This window comes from Nocardia sp. FBN12 (genome assembly GCF_054031145.1).
Window position 1 is genome coordinate 2,148,375 of record NZ_CM132926.1, and the last position, 24,168, is coordinate 2,172,542.

At 66.2% G+C, this 24,168-nt stretch carries 20 protein-coding genes; 8 read left to right on the forward strand and 12 right to left on the reverse strand.

Annotated features, from left to right (window positions below; genetic code table 11):
- Positions 1–74 precede the first annotated feature (74 nt).
- The gene (locus ACWZHB_RS10495; RefSeq protein ID WP_427907745.1) at positions 75–1,055 is read right to left on the reverse strand and encodes a LysR family transcriptional regulator; all 981 of its coding nucleotides are present in this window, start codon (positions 1,053–1,055) and stop codon (positions 75–77) included.
- 99 nt (positions 1,056–1,154) lie between these two features.
- Here ACWZHB_RS10495 and ACWZHB_RS10500 point away from each other — a divergent pair, with 99 nt between their 5' ends.
- A complete protein-coding gene (locus ACWZHB_RS10500) occupies positions 1,155–2,528 on the forward strand; it encodes an MFS transporter (RefSeq protein ID WP_427907746.1) in 1,374 nt (457 codons plus the stop codon).
- Entirely contained in the window at positions 2,525–3,271 is a 747-nt protein-coding gene (locus tag ACWZHB_RS10505; protein WP_427907747.1) for a 3-hydroxybutyrate dehydrogenase, read from the forward strand. The genes ACWZHB_RS10500 and ACWZHB_RS10505 overlap by 4 nt, the downstream gene beginning before the upstream one ends.
- Positions 3,272–3,513: 242 nt before the next feature.
- Here the strand turns inward: ACWZHB_RS10505 and narI are convergent, their stop codons facing one another.
- The 5 genes from narI to ACWZHB_RS10530 are packed head-to-tail and all read right to left on the reverse strand — an operon-like array spanning position 3,514 to position 11,524.
- Positions 3,514–4,245, reverse strand: a complete 732-nt coding sequence (gene narI / locus ACWZHB_RS10510) for a respiratory nitrate reductase subunit gamma (protein WP_427909129.1) — start codon at positions 4,243–4,245, stop codon at positions 3,514–3,516.
- Between the two features lie 16 nt (positions 4,246–4,261).
- The gene (narJ, locus tag ACWZHB_RS10515) at positions 4,262–4,942 is read right to left on the reverse strand and encodes a nitrate reductase molybdenum cofactor assembly chaperone (protein WP_427907748.1); all 681 of its coding nucleotides are present in this window, start codon (positions 4,940–4,942) and stop codon (positions 4,262–4,264) included.
- A complete protein-coding gene (gene narH / locus ACWZHB_RS10520) occupies positions 4,939–6,588 on the reverse strand; it encodes a nitrate reductase subunit beta (RefSeq protein WP_427907749.1) in 1,650 nt (549 codons plus the stop codon). The genes narJ and narH overlap by 4 nt, the downstream gene beginning before the upstream one ends.
- Complete coding sequence (locus tag ACWZHB_RS10525; protein WP_427907750.1) at positions 6,588–10,274, reverse strand: nitrate reductase subunit alpha; 3,687 nt, start codon at positions 10,272–10,274, stop codon at positions 6,588–6,590. The genes narH and ACWZHB_RS10525 overlap by 1 nt, the downstream gene beginning before the upstream one ends.
- A 53-nt stretch (positions 10,275–10,327) precedes the next feature.
- Positions 10,328–11,524, reverse strand: coding sequence for an MFS transporter (locus tag ACWZHB_RS10530; RefSeq protein WP_427907751.1), 1,197 nt, complete (start codon positions 11,522–11,524; stop codon positions 10,328–10,330).
- A 125-nt stretch (positions 11,525–11,649) separates the two neighbouring features.
- On the opposite strand from ACWZHB_RS10530, the gene ACWZHB_RS10535 reads away from it, so the two are divergent.
- Together ACWZHB_RS10535 and ACWZHB_RS10540 are read left to right on the forward strand one after the other, a co-directional pair.
- On the forward strand, positions 11,650–11,814 hold the full coding sequence (locus ACWZHB_RS10535) for a DUF5993 family protein (protein ID WP_427907752.1): 165 nt from the start codon (positions 11,650–11,652) through the stop codon (positions 11,812–11,814).
- Positions 11,811–12,503 carry a disulfide bond formation protein B gene (locus ACWZHB_RS10540; RefSeq protein ID WP_427907753.1) on the forward strand — a complete coding sequence of 231 codons (693 nt, stop codon included), beginning with the start codon at positions 11,811–11,813 and terminating at the stop codon, positions 12,501–12,503. The genes ACWZHB_RS10535 and ACWZHB_RS10540 overlap by 4 nt, the downstream gene beginning before the upstream one ends.
- A gap of 56 nt (positions 12,504–12,559) precedes the next feature.
- Here ACWZHB_RS10540 and ACWZHB_RS10545 read toward each other — a convergent pair whose 3' ends face one another.
- On the reverse strand, positions 12,560–13,690 hold the full coding sequence (locus ACWZHB_RS10545; RefSeq protein ID WP_427907754.1) for a GDSL-type esterase/lipase family protein: 1,131 nt from the start codon (positions 13,688–13,690) through the stop codon (positions 12,560–12,562).
- A 106-nt stretch (positions 13,691–13,796) separates the two neighbouring features.
- On the opposite strand from ACWZHB_RS10545, the gene ACWZHB_RS10550 reads away from it, so the two are divergent.
- The 4 genes from ACWZHB_RS10550 (at position 13,797) to ACWZHB_RS10565 (ending at position 18,217) form a co-directional block, all read left to right on the forward strand.
- Entirely contained in the window at positions 13,797–14,270 is a 474-nt protein-coding gene (locus ACWZHB_RS10550; RefSeq protein ID WP_427907755.1) for a MarR family winged helix-turn-helix transcriptional regulator, read from the forward strand.
- Between the two features lie 165 nt (positions 14,271–14,435).
- The gene (locus tag ACWZHB_RS10555) at positions 14,436–15,656 is read left to right on the forward strand and encodes a serine hydrolase domain-containing protein (RefSeq protein WP_427907756.1); all 1,221 of its coding nucleotides are present in this window, start codon (positions 14,436–14,438) and stop codon (positions 15,654–15,656) included.
- A 157-nt stretch (positions 15,657–15,813) separates the two neighbouring features.
- A complete protein-coding gene (locus tag ACWZHB_RS10560; protein ID WP_427907757.1) occupies positions 15,814–17,622 on the forward strand; it encodes an exonuclease domain-containing protein in 1,809 nt (602 codons plus the stop codon).
- A 55-nt stretch (positions 17,623–17,677) separates the two neighbouring features.
- Positions 17,678–18,217, forward strand: a complete 540-nt coding sequence (locus tag ACWZHB_RS10565; RefSeq protein WP_427907758.1) for a hypothetical protein — start codon at positions 17,678–17,680, stop codon at positions 18,215–18,217.
- 14 nt (positions 18,218–18,231) lie between these two features.
- On the opposite strand, the gene ACWZHB_RS10570 is transcribed toward ACWZHB_RS10565, so the two are convergent.
- Genes ACWZHB_RS10570 through cysD form a run of 5 tightly spaced genes read right to left on the reverse strand, consistent with a single transcriptional unit; the run spans position 18,232 to position 24,158 of the window.
- Positions 18,232–19,365 (reverse strand): sulfotransferase family protein, encoded by a 1,134-nt coding sequence (locus tag ACWZHB_RS10570; RefSeq protein WP_427907759.1) that lies wholly within the window; start codon positions 19,363–19,365, stop codon positions 18,232–18,234.
- A gap of 11 nt (positions 19,366–19,376) precedes the next feature.
- The gene (locus ACWZHB_RS10575) at positions 19,377–20,162 is read right to left on the reverse strand and encodes an SDR family oxidoreductase (protein ID WP_427907760.1); all 786 of its coding nucleotides are present in this window, start codon (positions 20,160–20,162) and stop codon (positions 19,377–19,379) included.
- Positions 20,159–21,376 (reverse strand): hypothetical protein, encoded by a 1,218-nt coding sequence (locus tag ACWZHB_RS10580; protein ID WP_427907761.1) that lies wholly within the window; start codon positions 21,374–21,376, stop codon positions 20,159–20,161. Before ACWZHB_RS10580 ends, ACWZHB_RS10575 begins: the two co-directional genes overlap by 4 nt.
- Positions 21,373–23,253: an adenylyl-sulfate kinase gene (gene cysC, locus ACWZHB_RS10585; protein ID WP_427907762.1), complete on the reverse strand. Its 1,881-nt coding sequence runs from the start codon at positions 23,251–23,253 to the stop codon at positions 21,373–21,375. The genes ACWZHB_RS10580 and cysC overlap by 4 nt, the downstream gene beginning before the upstream one ends.
- Positions 23,253–24,158: a sulfate adenylyltransferase subunit CysD gene (cysD, locus tag ACWZHB_RS10590; protein WP_427907763.1), complete on the reverse strand. Its 906-nt coding sequence runs from the start codon at positions 24,156–24,158 to the stop codon at positions 23,253–23,255. Before cysD ends, cysC begins: the two co-directional genes overlap by 1 nt.
- Positions 24,159–24,168: the final 10 nt, after the last annotated feature.

Sequence of the window (24,168 nt, forward strand, 5' to 3'; positions counted from 1 at the left end):
TCATGGGATGGACCGCCGCCCACACCCCTTCAATCGCTGCAACGACAAGTGCTACAACGCCGTCGGTAGCGCGATTACTCCGTATCGGGGCGGATCGGGTTGTCGCCGAGCAGTTCCTCGCGGCGGTCGCGGACGGTGGTGCGCAGCGCCTCGACGACCGCCGCCACCTCGGGCCTGCGCAAGGTCTCGCGACGGATGACGAGCCAGTAGGTGAGTTGGACGCGGACCTCGTCGGGGAGAACCCGAATGAGATCAGGATGGCGGTCGGCCATGAAGCAGGGGAGTAGGCCGATGCCCGCGGCGGCGCGGGTGGCTTCGACGTGGACGAAGACGTTGGTGGAGGAGACCGAGCGGTGCATCGCGGGGGCGAACGCGAGGGCGAGGTCGAGGTCGTCGACCTGGAGGATGGATTCGATGAAATAGACGAGGGGATAGCCGGCGAGATCGGAGATCGCGGTGGGGGCGCCGTGTTCGGCGAGGTAGTCGCGGGAGGCGTAGAGGCGCAGGCAGTAGTCGCCCAGTTCGATCGCTTCGGCGCGGTGGACCTGCGGTTTGCCGACGACCACTTCGATATCGAGGCCGGTTCGCTGGGTGGATGCTCGTCGGGTCGCGGCGATGATGTCGACGGCGACGCCGGGGTGTCTGCGTTGCACGCGTGCGGCCGATGGTGCGGCCAGGTAGGCGCTGAAACCGTCGGTGGCCGAAATACGCACCACGCCCTCCAGGGTGCGTTCGCCCACGGTCGATCCCAGCGATCGGACGGCCGCTTCCACCGCCTCGGCGGCGGTCAGTGCCTCGCGGCCCAGGTCGGTGAGCTCCCAGCCGCCGGTTACTCGGGTCAGCACCCGCCCGCCCATGGCGTGTTCGAGTGCGGCGATGCGCCGCGAGATCGTTGTGTGATTGATGCCGAGTTCCTCGGCGGCGGTGATGTAGCGCCCGGACCGGCCGACGGCGAGCAGCACCAGCAAATCGTCAGCGCTCGGCCTGCGTCCCGAAGTCGACGGAGAATGACTCACGTGTGCAGTTTCGCAGATTGCTGCTGCGAAACTGGCCATTGTCATCGAGATGGATCTGCACGAATACTCTCCTCACAGCTTGTGGGCTGCATCACATAAACCACGTGGTGTGACCTGGAACATCGAAGGAGTAGTGCGATGAGCGTGCGCAGCGCGACCCGACCGACCGGCGACGACCCGGACGAAGCCCCCACCGGACTGCGGCGGGTGGTGGCCGCCTCGATGGCGGGCACCGTGGTCGAATGGTACGAATTCTTCCTCTACGGCACCGCCGCGACCCTGGTCTTCAGCAAGGTGTTCTTCTCCAAGGAGACCAGCGACCTCGACGCGATCCTGGCCGCCTTCGTCACCTACGCCGTCGGTTTCGCGGCCCGCCCGCTCGGCGGCATCGTCTTCGGCTACTTCGGCGACCGCTACGGGCGCAAGCAGCTGTTGCAGGTGAGCCTGGTGCTCGTCGGTGCGGCGACGTTCCTGATGGGCTGTCTGCCGACCTTCACCCAGATCGGCTATTGGGCACCGGCGATGCTGGTGACCCTGCGCTTCATCCAGGGCTTCGCGATCGGCGGGGAATGGGGCGGCGCGGTGCTGCTGGTCGCCGAGCACAGCCCGAGTAAGAGTCGCGGGTTCTGGTCGAGCTGGCCACAGGCCGGTGTGCCCGCGGGCAATCTGCTCGCCACTGTCGTGCTGCTGGTGCTCACTTCCACGCTGTCGGACGAGGCGTTCCTGAGCTGGGGCTGGCGGGTGGCGTTCTGGCTGTCGGCGGTGGTCGTGCTGGTCGGCTACTACGTGCGAACCAAGGTCACCGACGCCCCGATCTTCGTGGCCGCTCAGCAGTCGATGGATCAGGCCAAGGCGGCGTCGTTCAGTCCGTTCGAGGTGCTGCGCAAGTACCCGCGTGGGGTGTTCACCGCGATGGGTCTGCGGTTCGGCGAGAACATCATGTACTACCTGGTCGTCACGTTCTCGATCACCTACCTCAAGGTCCACGTGCACGCCGACACCACGACGATTCTGTGGTGGCTGCTCATCGCGCACGCCGTGCACATGGTGGTGATTCCCGTCGCGGGCAGGCTCGGTGACCGTGTCGGCCGTCGCCCGGTCTACCTGGCCGGTGCCGTCGCCGCCGCGACCTGGGGCTTCTTCGCGTTCCCCATGATGGACAGCGGCAACAGCGTGGTCATCTTGTCCGCCATCATCATCGGGCTCGTGTTCCACGGCTTCATGTATGCCGGGCAGCCGGCGATCATGGCCGAGATGTTCCCGACCCGGATGCGCTACTCGGGTGTGTCGATGGGCTATCAGGTCACCTCGATCGTCGCTGGCTCGCTCGCGCCGATCATCGCGGTCAAGCTGCTCGACGAGTTCGGTTCCTCGGTGCCGATCGCCTGGTACCTGGCCTTCGCGGCGGCCGTCACCGTCATCGCGGTGGTGTGCGCGAAGGAGACGCGCGGGATCGACCTGGAGTCTGTCGATCTGGCTGACGCGTCCGCCACGAAAGCTGTTGCCGCATGAGTGATCTCATGGGACGTAAGGCGCTGGTCACCGGCGGAGCGAGCGGCATCGGCGCCGCCTGTGCGCGCGAACTCGCCGCCCGCGGCGCCGAGGTCACCGTCGCCGATCTCGACGGGGTCGCGGCGAAGGCCGTGGCGCACGAGATCGACGGGCACGCCTGGATTATCGATCTGCTCGAGGTCGACACCTTGGCCGAGCTGCGGCTCGAGACCGACATCCTGATCAACAACGCGGGCGTGCAAAGCGTCAGTCCCATCGAGGAGTTCGCGCCGCACCGGTTTCGGATGATGCAGACGCTGATGGTCGAGGCACCGTTCCTGCTGACCCGCGCGGCCCTCCCGCACATGTACGCGCAGGGTTTCGGGCGGATCGTGAACATCTCGTCGGTGCATGGGATCCGCGCATCGCAGTTCAAGGTCGCGTACGTGACCGCCAAACACGGCCTGGAAGGGCTGTCGAAAGTCACCGCGCTGGAAGGTGGACCGCACGGGGTTACCAGCAACTGTGTCAGCCCCGGCTATGTGCGAACACCGCTGGTGGACAAGCAGATCGCCGAACAGGCTGCCGCGCACGGGATTCCGGAGCAGGAAGTGCTCGAGAAGGTGCTACTCACCGAGAGTGCGATCAAACGGTTGATCGAGCCGGAAGAGGTCGCGGCACTGGTCGGTTGGCTCGTCTCCGATACCGCGGGCATGATCACCGGTTCCTCCTATCTGATGGACGGAGGGTGGAGCGCCCGATGAACACCGTGGTAGTGGCACCGCAGTGGGTGCCGGACGGACACGACATCGACCGGGCTCGGATCACTGACTTCGGCAAGTGATGTTCGGGGGAGGCGGGCCGGCTTCAGGGGAGTGAATGGACCGGTTTGAACGGTGCCGACCCGCCTGCAACCCATTCGTTGACGCCCCCGGCATGGATGGGGGTGGATCGCGCTCGCCGCAAATCCGATGCGTTCGATCGACCGCGACCAGCGAGAGCGGACTTACCAACCCTGCCGTTCGGGCCGCGAACCGATCAGCTCATCGGGCTTGGCACTCGCGCGGGAGCGGTAGACGACGTAGGGCCGGTAGAAGTAGCTGAACGGTGCGCTGAACGCGTGTACGAGCCGGGTGAACGGCCAGATCGCGAACAGGATCAGGGCGACCGTCACGTGAATGTGAAACGACAGCGGCGCTTCGGCCATCAGATCACCGCGCGGCCGCAGAATCCAGATCGACCGGAACCACGGCGACACCGTTTCCCGGTAGTTGTGTTCCGGGCCGATGGCGCCGGACCCGATCAGGGTGGTCGCCAGCCCGGTGATCAGCGCGCAGACCAGGACCAGGTACATGAGCTTGTCGTTGACCGTCGTCGCGGTGAAGACCGGACCGTTGCGGCGCCGACGATAGATCAGCAGCACGATCCCGGTGAGGGTGGCGACGCCCGCGATGCTGCCGAGCGCGATGGCCTGGACGTGATAAATGTGCTGGCTCATGCCGATGGCGTCGGTCCAGGACTCCGGGATGACCAGCCCGATGATGTGGCCGACGATCACCACCATCATCCCGTAGTGGAACAGCGGACTACCGATCCGCAGCAGTCTGGACTCGTACAGCTGGGAGGAGCGGGTGGTCCAGCCGAATTTGTCGTATCGGTAGCGCCACCAGGTGCCGACGATCAGGATCGCCAGACTCACGTACGGCACGATGTCCCAGTAGAGCTCGCCCGCTGACACAGTGTCGGCTGCCATATCACCGAAGTCCTTTCGCTACAACGGGTTCCCGGTCACGCGCATCCCGGCGCGGCGGCACGGTGAGGGTGAACGGCGCCAGTCCCACCGATTCCGTGGCCGGTCCCGCGTCGACCAGCCTGCGGGCCCAGCCCAGATCCTGTTCGGTCGCGGGCGGCAGGGTCGCGGTGACCGCGGCCAGCACCGGGGCATACGGCGAATCCTCGTCCGAGAGCGCGAGTCCGATCGCGTGGATGGCACGCCGATACGCGGTGAGCAGGGCGGCACCGGCCACGGGGTGCACGGTCGCCGCGAACTCCAACACGACGGGCAGGTGATCGGCGACCTCACCGGACGGCGGTTCCACCCCCGCGCTGCGATAGGCCTCGGTGAAGGCGAGCATGGCCATTCCGCGATTGCGGGTATCGCCGTCGGTCCAGTAGGTCAGCAGCAGGGTCGCGCGCCGACGTAGATCGAAAGTCTCGGTGAATTGTTGTGCCGCAGCCACTTCGGAGAGGTTGCCCAGTTCGGTGACCACGTCGAGCAACGGCGCGGCCTGCTCGCGCGGTAGGTGCGCGCAGAGTTGTTCGACGAGAGCGAGTCGCGTGCGGTGTTCGCTGTCGGGGTAGGCCAGCAGCAGCGACGCCGCCTGCCAGACCAGTCGGTGTTCGGCGGCGCGCCGGGCCGCGCGGCCGCGCATCATGTGCGCCCACCCGGGAACATGCCTTCGGGCGCGCCCTTGCCGTCCCAGTTGAGCAGGTTGACCCGCGAGCCGGTACCCGCGCCGGTGGATTCGCTGGTCTGGCGCTGTTTGAGCGCGTGGAAAGTTTCCACCGCGACCGGCACCGGATTGCCGCTGGTTTCGCCGAACGGACCCGAAACCTGTTCGTACATACCGGGTCCCCCGTCGAAGTCCAGGGCGCAGTCCGCCACCGATTCCTCGAGTTGATGCCCCTGATCGGCATAGGCCGAGGGAATCACATAACGATCCTCGATTTTCGCCAGCGCCAACAGCCGGTACATCTCGTACATCTTCTCCTCGGTCATGCCGACCGCCGCGGGAATATCGGCTCGCGGCTCTCGCCCGAGATTGATATCGCGCATGTACGACCGCATCGCGGCAAGCTTGCGCAGCACCACCGCGACCGCTTCGGTGTCCCCGGCGGTGAACAGTCCGGCCAAGTACTCCAAGGGAATTCGCAACGACTCGAGCGCGCCGAACAGATTGCCGACATCTTCGCCGTCGTGCCCGTCCCGGCTGACCGCGTCCACGACCGGCGACAGCGGCGGGATGTACCACACCATCGGCATCGTCCGATATTCCGGATGCAGCGGCAGCGCGACCCGGTAGTCTTTGATCAGCGCGTGAATCGGCGACCGTTGCGCGGCCTCGATCCAGCTGTCCGGAATACCGGACGCCCGTGCTCCGGCAACAACTTCCGGATCGGCGGGGTCGAGCAACACATTCACCTGCGCCTCGTACAGATCGCGTTCGTCGGCGACCGAGGCCGCGTCGAGCACCTTGTCCACGTCGTAGAAGATCAGCCCGATGTAGCGCAACCGGCCGACGCAGGTCTCCGCGCACACTGTCGGCAAGCCGACCTCCACCCGTGGATAACAGAACGTGCATTTCTCGGCCTTGCCGGTCTTGTGATTGAAATACACCTTCTTGTAGGGACATCCGGAGATACACATCCGCCAGCCGCGGCACTTGTCCTGGTCCACGAGCACGATCCCGTCCTCGGTGCGCTTGTACATCGCGCCGGAGGGGCAGGACGCGACACACGCCGGGTTGAGGCAGTGCTCGCAGATGCGCGGCAGATAGAACATGAAAGTCTGTTCGAGGTCGGTCTTGACCTTCTCGCTCACCTTCGCCAACACCGGATCACCGGGGAGAATCTCGGGCGACCCGGCCAGGTCATCGTCCCAGTTGGCCGAGCCCTTGATCATCATCGGCTCACCGGTGAGCAGACTGCGCGGCGCCGCCACCGGAATCTGGTCACTCAGTGGGGCATTGGTCAAGTTCTCGTAGTCGTAGGTCCACGGCTCGTAGTAATCGTCGATCGCGGGCATCTTCGGATTGGCGAAGATATTGGCGAGCTTGCTGAAACGGTCGCCGCCGAGCAAGCGCAACCGGCCCTTCCTCATGGTCCAGCCGCCGCGCCACTTCTCCTGATCCTCATACCTGCGCGGATAGCCTTGACCCGGGCGGGTTTCCACATTGTTGAACCACACATATTCGGTGCCGGTGCGGTTGGTCCATGCCTGTTTGCAGGTCACCGAACAGGTATGGCAGCCGATGCATTTGTCCAGGTTCATCACCATCGCCAACTGCGCCATGACTTTCATCAGTACGTCACCTCCTGGCTGCGGCGACGGACCACGGTGACTTCGTCGCGCTGATTTCCGGTCGGACCGAGATAGTTGAACGCAAACGAGGTCTGGGCGTAACCGCCGGCCAGATGCGTCGGTTTGATCAGCAACTGGGTGATCGAATTGTGAATACCACCACGGGTTCCGGTGGTTTCCGAGAGCGGAACGTCGATGGTGCGTTCCTGTGCGTGGTACACGTACACCACACCCTCGGGCATCCGCTGGGACACGATCGACCGGCACACCAGCACACCGTTGCGGTTGACCGCCTCGACCCATTCGTTGTCGCGCACCCCGATCTTCTGCGCGTCGCCGGGGCTCATCCACATGGTCGGCCCGCCGCGCGAGAGCGACAGCATCAGCAGGTTGTCCTGGTATTCGGAGTGGATCGACCACTTCGAATGCGGGGTCAGATAGCGCAGAGTCAGGCCGACGCCGTCGCGGGTTTCCCCGATGCCGGGTTCGCCGAACAGTTTCCCCATGTCCAGTGGCGGGCGGTAGATCGGCAGCGCCTCGCCGAGTTCCTCGAGCCAATCGTGGTCGACGTAGAAATGCATGCGCCCGGTGAGCGTGTGGAAAGGCTTGAGGAATTCGATGTTCTGCGTGAACGGCGCGTAGCGGCGCCCACCGGTTTCACTGCCCGACCACTCCGGGCTGGTGATCACCGGAACCGGCCGGGATTGTGTCTCCGCGAACGTGATTCGGCGTTCCTCGCTGCCCGCTGCCAGCTCCACCATGTGCCGGCCGGTGCGCCGGTCGAGTTCCTCGAACCCCGCCACCGAGAGCCTGCCGTTGGATGTGCCCGACAGCATGAGGATGGTCTCAGCCATCTTCTCCGCGGTCTCCAACGCCGGACGCCCCACCGCCACGCCGGAATTCATCACGCCGTGTAGGCGGCCGAGTTCCACGACTTCCTGATCGGGGAACACGGTGATGCCCTTGGTGGTCATGCCGGCCTTCTCCACCAGTGGACCGAGCGCCGCCCACTTCTGCGCGATGGCGGCGTAGTCGCGCTCGACGACAACCAGCGGCCCCATCGTCTTACCCGGCACCGGAACATCGCCGGTCTCCTGCCAATTCGACTGGGTGCCATGGGGGTAGGCCATCGCGCCGGGGGTGTCGTGCTGCAACGTGCCGAGCACGACATCGGTGCGGGTGCCCAGGTGCACCGCCGCCATCGCCGAGAACGCGCGGGCGATCGCGGCGAACGCGTCGAAATCGGACCTCGTTTCCCACGGTGGGTCGATCGCCGGGGTGAAGGCGTTCATGAAGGGATGCATATCGGTACTGGACAGGTCGGCCTTCTCGTACCAGGTGGCCGCGGGCAGCACGACATCGGAGAACAGGGTGGTCGAGGTCATCCGGAAGTCGATCGACATCAGCAGATCGAGCTTGCCCTCCGGCACCGGATCGGGCGAAACCACGCCCACCGGACGCTGCCCGGGACCCGCGAGGGTGTTGCGCACATTGGAACCGGTGCCCAGCAGGTGTTTGAGGAAGTACTCGTTGCCCTTGGACGACGAGCCGAGCAGATTCGACCGCCACACGCTCAGTACCCGCGGCCAGTTTCTCGGACTGTCCGGGTCCTGGACCGCGAATCGCAGTTTGCCGCTGTGCAATTGGTCGACGGTGTAGGCCACTGGGTCGATGCCCGCGGCCGCGGCCTCGTCGGCCAGATCCAGCGACGAACGGTCGAACTGGGGGTAGAACGGCGTCCATCCCATCGCCACCGCCGAGCTCATCACGTCCATGGTGTGTTTGTCGCGGAACAGCCCGCGACCGGTCGGCGCGGCGAGCACATCGGCGCGGTAACCGTCGTAGCGCCACTGGTCGGTGTGCGCGTACCAGTAGGAGGTCCCCGCCATCAGACGCGGCGGGCGCGACCAGTCGGTGCCCATCGCGACGGTGGACCAGCCGGTCACCGGCCTGCACTTCTCCTGCCCGACATAGTGTGCCCAGCCACCGCCGTTGCGGCCCATCGAACCGGTGAGCAGCAGCATCGCCAGAATCGCGCGGTAGGTGGCGTCGCCGTGGAACCACTGGCAGATACCCGCGCCCATGATGATCATGGAGCGCCCGCCGGAATCGACGGCGTTGTCGGCGAATTCGTGCGCGATTCGGATCACCTGCTTGCCCGAGACGCCGGTGATCGGTTCCTGCCAGGCGGGGGTGTAGAGCGAACCGGGATCGTCGTAACCGCTCGGCCATTGTCCCGGCAGCCCTGACCGTGCCACGCCGTACTGAGCGAGCATGAGGTCGAAGACCGTGCAGACCGGGCGGCCCGCGACCATCCGCACCGGCACACCACGATCGACTGTCTCGCCGTGGCCGTCGACGGTGTCGAAGCGCGGCATCGTCACCACCATGGACTGCCCGTCGCCCGCATCGGCAACGGTCAGCGCGGGTTGCAGGGCACCGAGGTCGAGGTTCCACTTCCCGAGGCCTTCCTCGCCGAATCGGAAACCCAGCGAGCCGTGCGGTACCGCGGGTTCGCCGGTGACGCTGTCGATGAGCACCGGTTTGAAGGCGGCGTTCTCGGTGGTGGCGCCGAGATCGGCGGCGGTGAGGTTCTTGCCGGGAACCAGACGGCCGTCGCGTTCGATCAAGCTGACCAGAAAGGGCAGATCGGTGAACTGGCGGACGTAGTCGACGAAGAACGGCTCACGTCGACGCACGAAGTAGTCGGTGAGGATTACGTGCCCCATCGCCATCGCCATGGCGCCGTCGGTGCCTGCCGCGCACGGCATCCATTCGTCGGCGAATTTGGTGTTGTCGGCGTAGTCGGGACTCACCGTGACGACCTTGGTACCGCGGTAGCGCACCTCGGCCATCCAGTGCGCGTCGGGTGTGCGCGTCACCGGCACATTGGATCCCCACATCATCAGGTAGGAGGCGTCCCACCAGTCACCGGACTCGGGGACATCGGTCTGGTCACCGAAGACCTGCGGCGAAGCCACCGGCAGGTCGGCGTACCAGTCGTAGAACGAGGTCATGACCCCGCCGATCATCTCGACGAACCGGGAACCCGCCGCGAAGGACACCATCGACATCGCCGGAATCGGCGAGAACCCCGCCACCCGATCCGGACCGTACTCGGCGATGGTGTGCACATGCGCCGCGGCGATCATCTCGACCGCCTCATCCCAGCTCACCCGCACCAAACCGCCCATGCCCCTGGCCTTTTGATACGCGCGCCGGCGATCCGGATCGGCTTGCAGATCGGCCCAGGCCAGGACCGGATCGCCCAGCCGTTGCTTGGCTTCGCGATACATCTCGACCAGCACACCGCGCGCGTACGGGTAGCGCACCCGCGTCGGTGAGTAGGTGTACCAGGAGAACGCGGCACCACGGGGACAGCCGCGCGGCTCGTAATCCGGCCGGTCCGGCCCTGCCGAGGGATAGTCGACGTCCTGGGTTTCCCACGTGATGATGTCGTCTTTGACGTAGACCTTCCACGAACACGACCCGGTGCAGTTCACGCCGTGGGTCGAACGCACCACCTTGTCGTGGCTCCAGCGGTTGCGATAGAAGATGTCACCCTCGCGGCCGCCGGACCGGGTGACGGTGCGCTGGTCCGCGGATTCGGCACCGGGGGTGAAGAACCGGCCGCTGCGCACCAGCAGGTCTTCGACGGGGCCGCCGATCCGCGCTCTGGATGCCACTGTGCATTTCTCCTTCGACGAGGTCCGATCAGGGATGGCGCGGCGGAGCCCAGCTACTCGACAGCGTGCAGTTTGAACACCGTGTAGAGCAGCGCGGCCAACGCGGTCGCGGCGAGCAGCAGCAGGCCGACGGTGTAGCTGTTGCTGGCCTCGTTGTAGGTCATGCCCATGATCAGCGGCGGGAAATATCCACCGAGTCCGCCCGCGGCCGAGACGACGCCGGTGACACTGCCGACGCTCTGCGCGGGTGTCCGCCGCGCCACCCAGGCGAAGACGCCACCGGTGCCGACCCCGAGGAACAGCGCCAACGCGATGAACGTGGCGGCCGAGGCGACATCGGCAGGTGGTTTGAACGAGGCCACCACCGCCATCACCGCGGTGCCTGCCAGTGAGACGACCACGATGTACTTCGGCGCGATGCGGTCCGAGAGCGCGCCGCCGATCGGGCGCGCGATCACCGCGGCGAGCGCGAAAGCCGCGGTGCGGCTGCCCGCTTCGACCGCGGAGAAGCCGTAGATATGCTTGATATAGGTCGGCAGATACGAGCTGAAGGCGACGAAACCGCCGAACACCACCGCGTACAGGAACGACATCTCCCAGGTGACGCCCAGCTTCATCGCGGCGCGCAGTTTGGGCAGGACCGGGTCGGTGCTCGGGGTGAAATCAGGTGAGTTGCGCATGAACAGGATGCACAGCACCGCGGTCACGGCCAACGCGGCCGCCACGATCAAGTGGGTGGGCAGCAACCCGAACCAGCGGACGAACCGGGGTGTGAAGAACGCCGAGACCGCGGTGCCGACCATGCCCGCGCCGAACACGCCGGTGGCGAAGCCGCGCCGGGCGGGTACATACCAGGAGTTCGCGAAGGGGATACCGATGGCGAAGACGGTGCCGGGGATGCCGAGCAGGAAGGCGAAGGCCAGCATCAACGGGTAGGACTCGATGCTGCCCGCGATGCCGACCGCGACCACCGGCACGATCGAGGCCAGCGAGACCGCGATGAACATGGTCCGGCCGCCGATTCGATCGGTGAGCGCGCCGGACACGATCCGGCCCAGCGAGCCGACGAGAATCGGCATCGCCACCATGATCGAGGCTGCCGTGCTGCTCAGCGCCATATTGTCGGCGTAGTTCGGCGAGAGGGGGCCGATGAGATTCCACGCCCAGAAGTTGATGGCCGAAACCCAGGTGGCCAGGGCGAGATTGAGGGCCGGGGACCCGGCGCGTACCGCTGCCTGTAGCGAGGTCACCGAATCAGGAGAACACACACCCGCGCGTTGGAACGGGCAACACGCAACAAGTCAGCAACCATCGGGTACGCGCGGTCGGCGTGTTCGTGCGGTCGGGCTCGACCGGCTGCGTAACGTGCCCGGTCATGGACACGCTGATCTTCGGTGGTCTGCTGATCACCCTCGTGCTGATCTACCGCGACAGTGTTCGTCGAATCGTGTTGCTCGCATGGTTCATCACCTTCGCCCTGTGTCTGCTGTTGCTGAAGCTGCACATCACCAGCGGTCTCGGCCTCGGGTTGACCTGGTGAGCGCCGTGACCGAGACCGTGGCGGTGACCGAGGAGAAGTCGGGCCCGCTCGGTTCCCTGCAATATCTGTTGGCTGTGATCTTCGTGGTCGGCTGGTCGGCGGTGATCTGTGGCGGCTTCGCAGTGCAGTTCGCCGACTGGGAATACCCGTGCCCGCTGTGCATGCTCCAGCGGATGTTCATGGTGCTGGCCGCGCTCGGCGGCGCGTTCATCGTGCGCAAGGGGATGACCGGGATCATCGGGGCGCGCGACTATGCCGTGGGTTGGGGTCTGGCGATAATCGGTTGTGTCGGTGGCGGTTTCACCGCATGGCGGCAGACGATGTTGCACATCCTGCCGGGCGATCCGGGCTACGGCGGCACCGTTCTCGGCTTGCACCTGTATGTGTGGGCGCTGGTTCTCTACATCGCCGCGATCGCCACCATCGGTGTCGTGACTGCCTTGTCGTATCCGACGGCGGCCAGGGTGATCGCGCCGTCTCTGGCCAAGATCGGCAGGTTTGCGCTGTGGTTCTGCGGACTGGTGATCGCGGGGAACCTGGTGGTCGTGTTCGGCCTCGAGGGTTTCCACTGGAAACTCCCCGACGACCCCGCGTGCTACCGCTTGTTCTACGACCTCGGCATTCTCGACGGCGGCTGCGTAGTGCCCGGCACTGAACAGTCATCGGACGCACCCGGACTGGGCAGTTGATCACCACGCTCCCGCCCGAGAGCCGAACGCCGTGGGAGCGTGATGGTCCTCGCGGGTCAGTGGAAATGTGCGGTGAGATCGATGGTGGCCGCCATCGCCGCGGCGCCCGCGTCGTTGAGGTGCATGCCGTCGCCGCAGTCGAATTCGGCGCGGATGTAGTCGGGGCGATGTGGGTCGGCGACGGCGTGGTCGACGTCGAAGATCGAGTCGAAAAGGTCGGTGGTGCGCAGCCATTCGTTCACGGCGTGCCGGGTCGGCTGCGTTTCCGGTACGGGCATGCCGGGGTAGACGCAGCCGGCGTACGGGCCGATGGTGGCGGCGTGGATGCGCAGTCCGGCGGCATGCGCGCGTTCGGCCAGGTCGGTGAAACCGGCGATCAGCTCTTCGGTGGTGGCGGAGGGCTGGCCGCCCATCGCGCCGAGGATGAGGTCGTTGATGCCGAAGTTGATCAGGATGTCGGTAACCCCGGGCACTCGTAGCGCATCGGAATCGAAACGGCGCAATCCCGATTCGCCGATCTGCGCGGCGGTGAGGCGGTTGCCGGAGATGCCGTTATTGACCACCCAGCCCTGGGCGAGGCGGGCATTGAGGGCGTCGACCGAGCGGCGATTGGCGCTCAGCGTGGTGCCGAAACCCTCGAACCAGGAGTCGCCGATCGCCACCGCGATCGGGGGTTGGTCGGAGACAAGCACGTCGACGCCGGTGACGAAGAACCGGAACGGAACCTCTTGTGCACCAGTAAGTTCCACCTCCGACGTGCGGTCTCCGGCGGCGATGTAGGCCACCTCGCCGGGTTGGTGGGAGAAGGTGGCGAGGCCGGTCGGTTCCGGCAGGTAGAGGCTGAGCAGCAGATCTTCGCCTGCGGTGACCGGCAAGTCGATCGGATCGCTCACCGACTCCGCACCCGCGTCGATCGTGACCACCGCCGCCCCACCGAACGTGATCTCCCTGTCCTCGGCGATCGCCGAACCGGCTTTGCGCTGGGCGATGCGCACGGCTCCGATGCGCAGCGGTGCGGCACCGTAGCGGTTGGTCAACCGGACGCGTACCGCGTCACCGCCACCGGCCATGTGCAGGACGTGGCGCACGGTTTCGTCATCGAACTCCCGCGATTCGGCGAGCTTGATCTGCTCGTTCGGGTTGATGACACCGGTTCGGAAGCCCGCTACCCACGTGTTGTTCTGCATGATTTCTCCAGTACTTGCTGTGCGGAATAATGCGTTGACATAGGTCTACGGGAAAGTATTCCGCGTGTCAACTATCCGCATGGCAAATATGGGCTACGCTGGTGTTATGTCCGACCTGTTCGACGACCCCCGCTTCACCGTCTCCGGCCTGCTCTTCGAGGCGCACAGTGGCCTGCTCGCCAAGCTGGAGCCGACCTGGAAAGCCCACGGGCTCTCCGGCCTCGACCTCAATGCCCTACTGCGACTGAGCCGTTCCCCGGACCGCCGCCTCCGTATGTCGGACCTCGCCACCCAGACCGAGCTCTCCACCAGCGGCGTCACCCGCCTGGTCGACCGGCTCGCCACCGGTGGCCTGGTCGAACGACAACTCGACCCGGCCGACCGCCGCAGCGCCTACGCCGCCTTGACCGATGCGGGCGTCCGCCGCCTCGAAGAGGTCCTTCCCGATTACCTCGCCGCCCTGGAACGGTGGCTCACCGGTCTGCTGACCCCCGCTCAACTCGACGGTTTGACTACGGGCCTTCGCGTCATCCGTGACGCCACGAACCCGGCGGCCACTGCCTTGGCCGATCGGTCCTGAGACGAGTCACGCGAGCCCGGGATGCCCGGCATGACCCCGCCGAGTCCAGATCACCGGAGACCGTGCCGGACCGCATGATTTCGAAAGCGCCCCATCGGCCTCACCTGCCACGGTAACGGTGCGCCGCTTCGAACTACAGCGGCCGACCACGGGAGGACAGAAATCGTGAAGATCTCACTGGCAATGCTGGTAGGCGTCGCCGTTCTGACCGTCAGCGCATGCACGATGCGGGCGGCATCCGGCGAAACAGACACTGCGCGAACAGGTTCCGGACTCGATCCGGCTGCGCTGCAATCCGCGCTGGATGCGGTCCGCGACGCGGGAATGACCGGGGTGTACATGGAGGTACGTGACGGCGACCGGGTGTGGAGTGGCACTGCGGGGGTCGCCGACGTCACCTCCGGCGAGCCCATCGGGCCCGACATGGTCCACCGAGTCGGCAGCATCACCAAGACGTTCATCGCGGCCGCGATCATGCAGCAGGTCGAGCAGGGGCGAATCGGACTCGACACATCGATCGGTGACTACCTGCCGCACTTGGTCCCTGGTGAGCGTGGCGCGAAGATCACGGTGCGGATGCTGCTCAACAACACCAGCGGGCTGGCCGAGCACCTGCCGTACTCCTTTCCTTCCCTCGCAGCCTTTTTCGGCGGGACGCAGCTGTCGTCGGAGAGCTTGGACGAGCATCAGTTCACCCAGTTCGACCCGGTCGAGTTGATCGGAATGGGCGTCAGCGCGCCGCCCGCCACCCCTGAGCCCGGAGCAACCCCCGGCGTGTACTCCAACACCAACTACTTCCTGCTTGCCCAACTGTTGGAGCAGGTGACCGGAACAGCATTCGAGACCTATGTCGCCGAGAATGTGATCGGACGCGCCGGGCTCGAGCACACCGCGTTTCCGGACGGGCCGACGCTGTCGGTTCCGCACCCGCGAATGTACGAGCGGCTGTTCGGAATGATCGATCCGCCGCGCGACTACAGCGTCTACAACATGTCGTGGGCGCTGCCCGGCGCCGGACTCGTCTCGACCATGGCGGACCTGAATCGCTTCTACCGCATGCTGCTCGGTAGGCACATCGTGAGCCGGGAGTCGTTGGCGCAGATGCAGCGTACGGTGCCCGTCATCGCGCTGGACGGTACACAGATCGAGTACGGTCTCGGCCTGCACCGGGTGCAGGCTCCGGGCGGCGAAACATTCTGGGGCCACGACGGCAGCGTCTTCGGTGCCCAGGCGCTATCGCTGACCAGCGCCGACGGCACCCGCCAGATGTCGGTCGCGACAAACCTCGTGCGGTGGAACGAGATCGGTCCCGACGGAAAGCCGAAGCCACACCCCATCGATGACGCCCTCGACACCCTCTACCAGCTCGCGATGGGCGGCGAGTGATCCTTCGGCGGCGCTCTGTGCCCCCGGCCCGTCGGCGCCAACGGCACGGGTCGGGTGCCCCGACTCGGCGCCGAAGTCTCGCAACGCAACTCGCGCGTCACTGGTCGTCGAGTGCAACGTTGCGGGCCCGGCGAACGATGCGATGCTCATGCAGGGGATGACACAGGTTGATGAGCAGCAGCAGACAGCTGGGTTCGGTGCGTTCACCGTGGTGGATGTCGAGACCTCCGGGCTACGGCCGCACCAGCACCGGGTGCTGTCCGTCGCGGCGGTGACACTGGACGGCACCGGCCGGGTGACGCGGGAGTTCCACAGCCTGATCGATCCGGGTTGCGATCCGGGTCCCGTGCACATCCACGGGCTCACTGCCGACGTGCTGCGGGGCTCGCCCGAGTTTGGCCGAGTGCGCGACCAGCTGTCGGCCATGCTGGACGGCCGGGTGATGGTGGCGCACAACGCGCTGTTCGACTACGGCTTCCTGCTGCAGGAGTTCGCCCGGGCCGGGGGAGCTCTGCCGGTACAGCGCCGACTGTGCACGTTGGCCCTGGCTCGCCGCATCGCGCTGCCGACACCCGACTACCGGTTGGGCACGCTGGCGACGTATTACGGTGTGCCGCAACAGAAGGCGCACGATGCGCTCGACGACACCCGTGTTCTCGCGAATGTCCTTCGAGCGTTGGTCGCCGACGCGGCCCATCTCGGTATCGCACCCCCTTTGCTCGAATGCGCACCTGATTCGGCCAGACCGACGCAGTCCAGCTGGCCAGTCGAACGTCGCGGCCCGAAGCCGCCGTGTGACTTCGTCTATCCCGGAAAGCTGGCGGTGGCCGGTCGCCTGCGACAGGGGATGAAGGTGGCGCTGACGGGAGAGACCCGGATCGAACGGGAAGTGCTCGTCGCCCGTGCAGAGGCTGCGGGACTCGACGTGACGAGCATGGTGAGCAACCGAACCAGTGTGCTGGTCACCAACAATGCGCTGGCGGGAACGGGCAAGGCGCGCAAGGCGTTCGAGTTCGGCACGCCGGTGATCGATGAGGCCCGGTTCGCCGCACTGCTCGAGTCGATAGAACCGGGGCACTTGAAAGGGGCGGCGGCACCTGAGGTTGCGGCGCCACGCCGGTCAGTGGCACCCGCACGGGCGATATCGGGTCCGCTGGCCGGTCGGCGGATTCTGGTGCTGGGCGGAACCCACGGCCAGGCTGCGGCGGCGCGCTCGCGGATCGTCGAGCTCGGCGGTTCGGCCGCGGTCAATCTCTCCGCGACAGTGACCGATGTACTCCTTCTCGCAGGTGGGGAATCCGACCGGCGCGCGCGAAAGGCAGGCGAACTCGCACTGGCGGTCCACGGACCAGACCTGCTCGAGCAAGGTGCGATCGCGCCCGCGGCGATCCCTGCGGCATCGACCGAACCCGGTCATGCCGAAATCCGGCCCGCGGAGTCGACGGTGTTGTCGCGAGGTCAGGTGATCGACGTGCCGATCACCGAGGGCGGCACCACGTGGACTCTGCGGGCAACGTGGAGCCAGCTCAGTGCGCCGACCGTGGATCTCGTCGCGTTCCTGCTCGGCAGCGATGAGCGAGTCGACGATTCCGCCGACTTCCTGTTCTACAACCAGCCGGAATCGCAGGGCGCCAAGCTTTCCGAGGATGGGCCGAACGAGCAGTCGATCACCCTGGTCCTCGATGACCTGCCCGAGTACTGCACTCGGATCGTCCTCGCCGCTTCCCTCGACGGTGCCGGTCTCACCTTCGGCGACGTCGGCGCCATCGAGCTCGACTTCGCCGCCGGCACGGAATCGAGCACCGCGGTGCGTTCCACGCTCGATGCCGCAACCGTGGAACGCACCCTGCTGCTCGCCGAACTGTATCTGCGCGGTGAAGATTGGCGGCTGCGCGCGGTGGGCCAGGGCTACGAGACCGATCTCGCCGACCTGGCCAGGCGCTATGGGGTCGACGTCGACGAGTGAAGCCGCACGAAGTGGCGGCCGGTTCGCGCGCTGATCTTTTCGTACCATCGGCGAATTGCTGCCCGCGGGGCGGTACCAGCCGATGTTGGTGGGCATCAACCCCCGGCTCGTGCATCCTCTCGATCGCGACGACTATTTCGCTCACGAACAGGTCGAGACGTGGGGTATCGATTCGTTCTGGGGGCTGCCCGTCCATCCCCGCACGGTCTACTACCGGACCTTCGAGACCGCGGTGAGCGCTGACGCGCACCTGTACGAATTCGTGGTTCCGATGGTTCCACCGACGTGGAACGACGCCACCCGTGTGGCGCAGTTCGAAGAGCAGCTTCGCAGCGTTTCGACGCCAACGGCGGTGGCGGTGTCGATCCTGGACGTGGTCCAGCCGGCCGTCGCCGAGGAACGCCGTGACTACTACACGCATTATTCGTTGATCCACTTCCTGCTCGACGGCCATCACAAGCTGGAAGCAGCGGCGAAGGCCGGTCGACCACTTCGTTTGCTTTCCCTGCTGTCGGTCGATACCGGCCTCGCTGACAAGCAGGACATCGCATCGCTCGCCGGCATCCGGTCGGGGATGCCGGGCGAGCGTCGGTAGCTGACCGTTCGAGATCAACTACCGAAGCGTTCGGCGACCATGTTCTCCGTGAGGCCGTAGTCGGCGAGGGAGTAGTGGTGCGCGGCTTTGCGATCGCCCGTGCGGCTTTCGTTGTCGAGGGCGGTGATGGCGGTCCGGGCTTCGGAGGTGAGCGCGGTGCCGGTTCGGGCGTAGATGCGGTCGACGACGCCGAGGGGGTCGGTGCGGAGGTCGTCGAAGTCGACGTCGATGAAGGTGGCTTCGGGGTGGCGGGTGCGGGCGGCGGTGAATTCGTGGAGGCCGCGCGACCACAGGTCGAGTTGGGTTCGGCCGATGATTTCGCCGGTGAAGGTGGTTGACCAGCCCCGGGTGGCGTGTTCGTTGAGGCTGCACACCGAGGGGATGATGGTGGCGGGGTCGCGGTGGGTCTGGATGACGATGGCGTCGGGGTAGGTCGCCAGGAGCGCATCGAGGCAGAACAGGTGGCTGGGGTTCTTGAGGACCCAGCGGCGGGTGTCGTTCATGCCGATGAGCTGCAGGTTGCGGCGGTGCCGTGCGTAGGCGGGGGTCCAGTCCTGGGTGGACAGCCATGCCGAATAGCCGGGTACGTAGGCGAGACACTCGTAGGAATGCGACGTGCCCGACTGGCGCAGCAGCTGCCAGCATTCCTCCACGTCGGAGGCACTCATGTAGTGCAGGCCCATGAATTCGGGGTTCTGCACCTGATGCTGTCGCAGACCCGCGTCGATCTGCTGGTAGGCGGGATTGTCGGCCCAGGTGTCCCGCGGCGGGCGGGGCTGCGGGAAATCGGTCAGCCACATCTCCAATCCCTGGTTGGCCGGATCGGCCGCGAGCAATCGGTGCAGTGCGGTGGTGCCGGTCCGGGGGAGGCCGGTGACGAAAATCGGCCGGGTGACCGGTGTTTCGACGTACCCGGGATTCGCCGCCCATGCGGCTTCGCTCAGCGCGCGGGCGATGAGCGTGCCGCGCAGGAAGAACCGCGACATCTTGGAGCCGAGCTCGGTGAGCCCGGCCTCGTCGCGATACGAGTCGAGCAGTACCTGCAACGCCGCGGTGTAGTCGTCGGCCCCGAAATCGGTGAGACCGGTGAGTTTGGTGGCTGAGGCGTGCAGGTCGGCCACGGTGCCGACATCGGTGCGCACAGTCATCAGGGAAGCTCCTAGTTGTGGTATTCGCCGCAGTTGACGTCGAGGGTCTGGCCGGTGATCGCCGATGACCAGCTGGACGCGAGAAACACCACGGCACGGGCGATTTCGTCGGGTTCGGGCAACCGCTTCAGATCGGATTTCGACGCGGTCTGCTCGTACACCTGCTCGACGGTGATGCCGTACTTCTCGGCGACCTGACCGAAGTACCACTTCAGCTGGTCGGTCCAGATGTAGCCGGGCAGCACGCTGTTGACCCGCACGCCCTTGCCGCCGAGTTCGGTGGCAAGGGTCTGCGACATGGCCAGCAGCGCCGCCTTGGTGAGTTTGTAACTGCCGTACCGGGGTTCGGAGTGCCGGACGACCATCGAATTGATCATCACCACAGCACCTTTGGACTCGGAGAGCGCCGGCGCGAATGCCTGGGTCATCCGCAGGCCACCGAGCACCGTCATGTCCAGGCTCGACCGGATGTGGTCGAAGTCGGTGCGGTCGAGGGGTTTCATCGACGGCACCGAGAACGCGTTGTTCACGAGTGCGTCGACCCGGCCGAAGGTTTCGACCGTGCGCGCCACGAGATTCTGTACCGCGGTCTCGTCGGTGATGTCGGTGGGCACACTCAGCGTGGCGCCGCCCGCCGCCTCGATTTCGGCAGCCACCTCGAGCAAGCGGGATTCGGTGCGTGCCGCGAGCACGACCGTGGCGCCTGCCGCAGCCGCTTCCAGGCAGATCGACCGGCCGAGACCCGGTCCGACGCCGGAAACAACGACAACCTTGCCGTCCAGCAGTGCCCCGCTCATCCCATCATCCTTTCGGAGAAGGCCCGCTGCCGGGCCGAGATCCGGTCGCGCCAGCCAGCGGCGTCGATCCGGTTGTGTTCGAAGTTCGGAAGGTGTTGTGCGACTTCTTCGATCGGTACCACGGCGACAGTCGGGCCATCGGCCTCGGTCATCGGCCGATCGGTGCGCTGCCACCGGAACTGCAGAATCCCGCGGGTGCGCCCGGTGGTCTCGATCCAGTTCGCGATGCCGGGATCCTGCTTGCTCACCACCATCCGGATCATGCCGTCCGAATCCACTTGCGCCTGAGAGTGGTTGAGGCTCGTCTGATGGTTGACGTAGTCCAGGGAGATGTACCAGAGACTGCCCAGCTGAAATCCCTGATACGGCGCATCGGATTTCGGGACGGTGATCACCAGCGCCTGATCGTCGGCGAGGTCGAAATGCCCGACCGAGGAGTACTGGGTACTCAGCCCGCCGGGCGTCAGCCGGGGTGCGGTGAGCGTGTTCACCGGCAGGTCGAGGTAGAACCACTTCGGGAAGTTGAACCAGGTGTGCACACGGGTGAGCAGCATCTTCGCCGCCGCGCCGTACCGTTTACGCAGGCGCGCCAGGTCCGGTTCGGCCGGTGCGGTGCCGATGGTGTCGACTCGCTCGATCCGGATCGAGCCCTTGCGCTCGGTCCAGTCGCTGTAGACCTCGCGCACGGCCAACATGGACGCGCCCTCCCCGAGCGGGAAATAGTCCGGGCCCGCATCGGGTTTCGCGGGCCCGAAGCGGAGCGAGAAGCTGCCGTCGGCGGCGATCGAGATGCGCCGGTCGTCGAACGCGTCGGCACCACCGGGCACATCGGTCGCGGTGTAATCACCCTTGAGCACTTGGAAGCTCAGGTCGACGGTGCTGCCGCGCACACCGCTCACCACGTACTCAGCGGTCGGCTCGATGTTCGCGTGGTAATAGAGGGTGTCCGGGTTGTCCAGGCCCATCTTGGCGTAAGGGCCGGTCGAGGACACGAAGTAGGGATGCGACGTGCCGTGCGCGCCCGAAAGGCGCAGGCAGGCAGCGATACTCGCGGCGAGATAGTCGTAGCCCTCGGCGAGGTCCTGCTCGTCGCGGACGAATTCCGCGCCTGCGATGAGTGTTTCGGCCTGGGCGACCGCGGCGAGAAATGGTGCGGTCAGCGGCTCCGGTGGCGCGCTGCTACCGGCTTCGGTGGCGGTACTGGAGTGGGTCAACGGTCTGCGATTCCTAGCTCTCGGAGGACATGGGCGGCGATCTCGGCGGGGGTGCCGAGATCGGGAGTGATGACCAGATCGGCGTGCTCGGGCCGTTCGTAGGGCGAACCGATCCCGGTGAAGCCGGGCAGCTCGCCCGCGCGGGCTTTCGCGTAGAGGCCTTTGGGGTCGCGGCTTTCGCACACCGCGAGTGGGGTGTCGACGAAGACCTCGTGGAACGGAAGTTCACGGTCGTCGTGGGTGGTCCGCGCGTTGGCACGTTGCGCGGTGAACGGGCTGATCACCGACACGATCGCCACCGCACCCGAATCGGCGAACAGTGCGGCGACCTCGGCGACCCGGCGCACGTTCTCGTCCCGGTCGGCGGGGGAGAAGCCGAGGCCGGCGTTGAGACCGTGGCGCAGGTTGTCCCCGTCGAGCAGGTAGGCGGGACGCCCGGCCGCGACCAGTTGCCGCTCCAGCTCGACGGCCAGCGTGGACTTCCCCGACCCGGAGAGCCCCGTCAGCCAGACAGTCACGCCCGCATGTCCGCGTTCGGCGCGACTCACCGCCGAGCGATGCCAGACCAGCGACTGCGCGGAATCGACTGAGGCGGCGATCTGCTCAGTGTGGTCCGGCCCCGATTCCCGACCGGTCACCATGCCGGCGGCAACGGTCTGATCGGTCACCGGATCGATCAGGATGAAGGAGCCCGTGCGCCGATTCTCGCGATACGGATCCGACAACAGGGGTTGGCGGCTGCTCAGACGAATGCGCGCGATGTCGTTGAGCGACAGCGACTCCACGTCCTCGACCCGGTGCAGGGAGTTCACATCGAGCCGGTAGTCGATGGCCGTGATCTGTGCGGACGAAGTCTGCGCCGCGGTACGCACCACGTACTGAGCGCCCGCCCGCAACTGGGAACCCTCGGCGAACCAGCACACCATCGCGTCGAGTTCGGTGCCGATATGGGGACGATTGCCCGGCCGGGCGAGCAGGTCACCGCGACCGACATCGATGTCGTCTTCCAGGGTCAGCGAGACAGCCATCCCGGTGAACGCCTCGTCGACCTTCGTGCCGCCAGGACCCCAGATCTCCTTGACATGTGAGGACCGCCCCGAGGGCAGCACCACCACTTCGTCGCCGGGCTTGAAGATCCCGCCCGCGACGGTGCCCGCGTAGCTGCGGTGGTCGAGTCCCTCCTGCGCCCGGATGACGTACTGGATCGGCAACCGGGCATCGATGAGGTTGCGGTCCGAGGCGATGTGCACGTCCTCGAGATGGCGCAGCAACGGCGGTCCCGGATACCAGTCCATGTGCTCGGAGCCCTCGACCACGTTGTCGCCGAGCAGCGCCGACACCGGCACGAAGCTCAGATCACCGACCGTCAATTTTGCGGCGAACGCGGCGAATTCGGTGCGGATCTCCTCGAATCGCTCCTGCGACCAGTCGACCAGGTCCATCTTGTTCACGCACACCACCAGGTGCGGCACCCCGAGCAGCGTGGCGAGGAACGCGTGCCTGCGGGTCTGCTCGGAAACACCGGTGCGGGCGTCGACCAGGATCAATGCGAGGTCCGCGGTGGACGCACCGGTCACCATATTGCGGGTGTACTGCACGTGCCCCGGGGTGTCGGCGATGACGAACTTGCGCCGCGGTGTCGTCACGTAGCGGTAGGCGACGTCGATGGTGATGCCCTGCTCCCGTTCGGCACGCAGGCCGTCGGTGACCAAGGCGAGATCGGCCGCGGCGCCGCCACGTTCGGTGCTGACCCGCTCGATGGCGGCGAGTTGATCGTCGAACAGCGACTTGGAGTCGTAGAGCAGCCGGCCGATGAGAGTGGACTTGCCGTCGTCGACGCTGCCCGCGGTCGCCAGTCGTAACAGGTTGCGGCGCATCAGAAGTAGCCCTCTCGCTTGCGGTCTTCCATACCGGTCTCGGAGATCCGGTCGTCGGCACGGGTGGCGCCGCGTTCGGTGAGTCGGGTGGCGGCGGTCTCGGCGATCACCTTCGCGGGGGTGTCGGCGGTGCTCTCGACGCAGCCGGTGCACGTGGCGTCGCCGACCGTGCGGAATCGGACGGTGGCTTCGAAGGCGCGTTCACCGGGCGCGGGCGTGATGAATCGGGTTGCCGACAACAGCATTCCGTCGCGTTCGATGACCTGTCGCCCGTGCGCGTAGTACAGCGACGGCAGCTCGACGGCCTCGCGGTCGATGTACTCCCAGATATCGAGCTCGGTCCAGTTCGACAGCGGGAACACCCGGATGTGTTCGCCGGGCTGGTGGCGGCCGTTGTAGAGATTCCACACCTCGGGTCGCTGTGCCCGTGGGTCCCATTCGCCGAAACTGTTGCGGAAGCTGAACACTCGCTCTTTGGCGCGCGCCTTCTCCTCGTCGCGGCGTGCCCCGCCGAATGCCGCGTCGAACCGGTGCTCACCGATCGCGCGGAGCAGAGTGGTGGTCTGCAACGGGTTGCGGGTGCCGCCGGGGCGTTCCACGGCGCGGCCCGCATCGATGTCGTCCTGGACGCGGGCGATCTCGAGACGTGCCCCGGTGCGCTCGGCGGTGCGGTCACGGAACTCGATCACCTCGTCGAAGTTGTGACCGGTGTCGACGTGCAGCAGCGGAAAGGGCAGCGGCGCGGGCCAGAACGCGCGCCGCGCCAGATGCAACAGCACGGCGGAATCCTTGCCGCCGGAAAAGAGCAGGGCCGGTCGCGCGAGCGTGGCCGCGACCTCCCGGAAGATGTGCACCGACTCGGCCTCCAAGGCCGCCAGATGCGATAACTCGTACCCCGCCTGCACTGCTCACCCA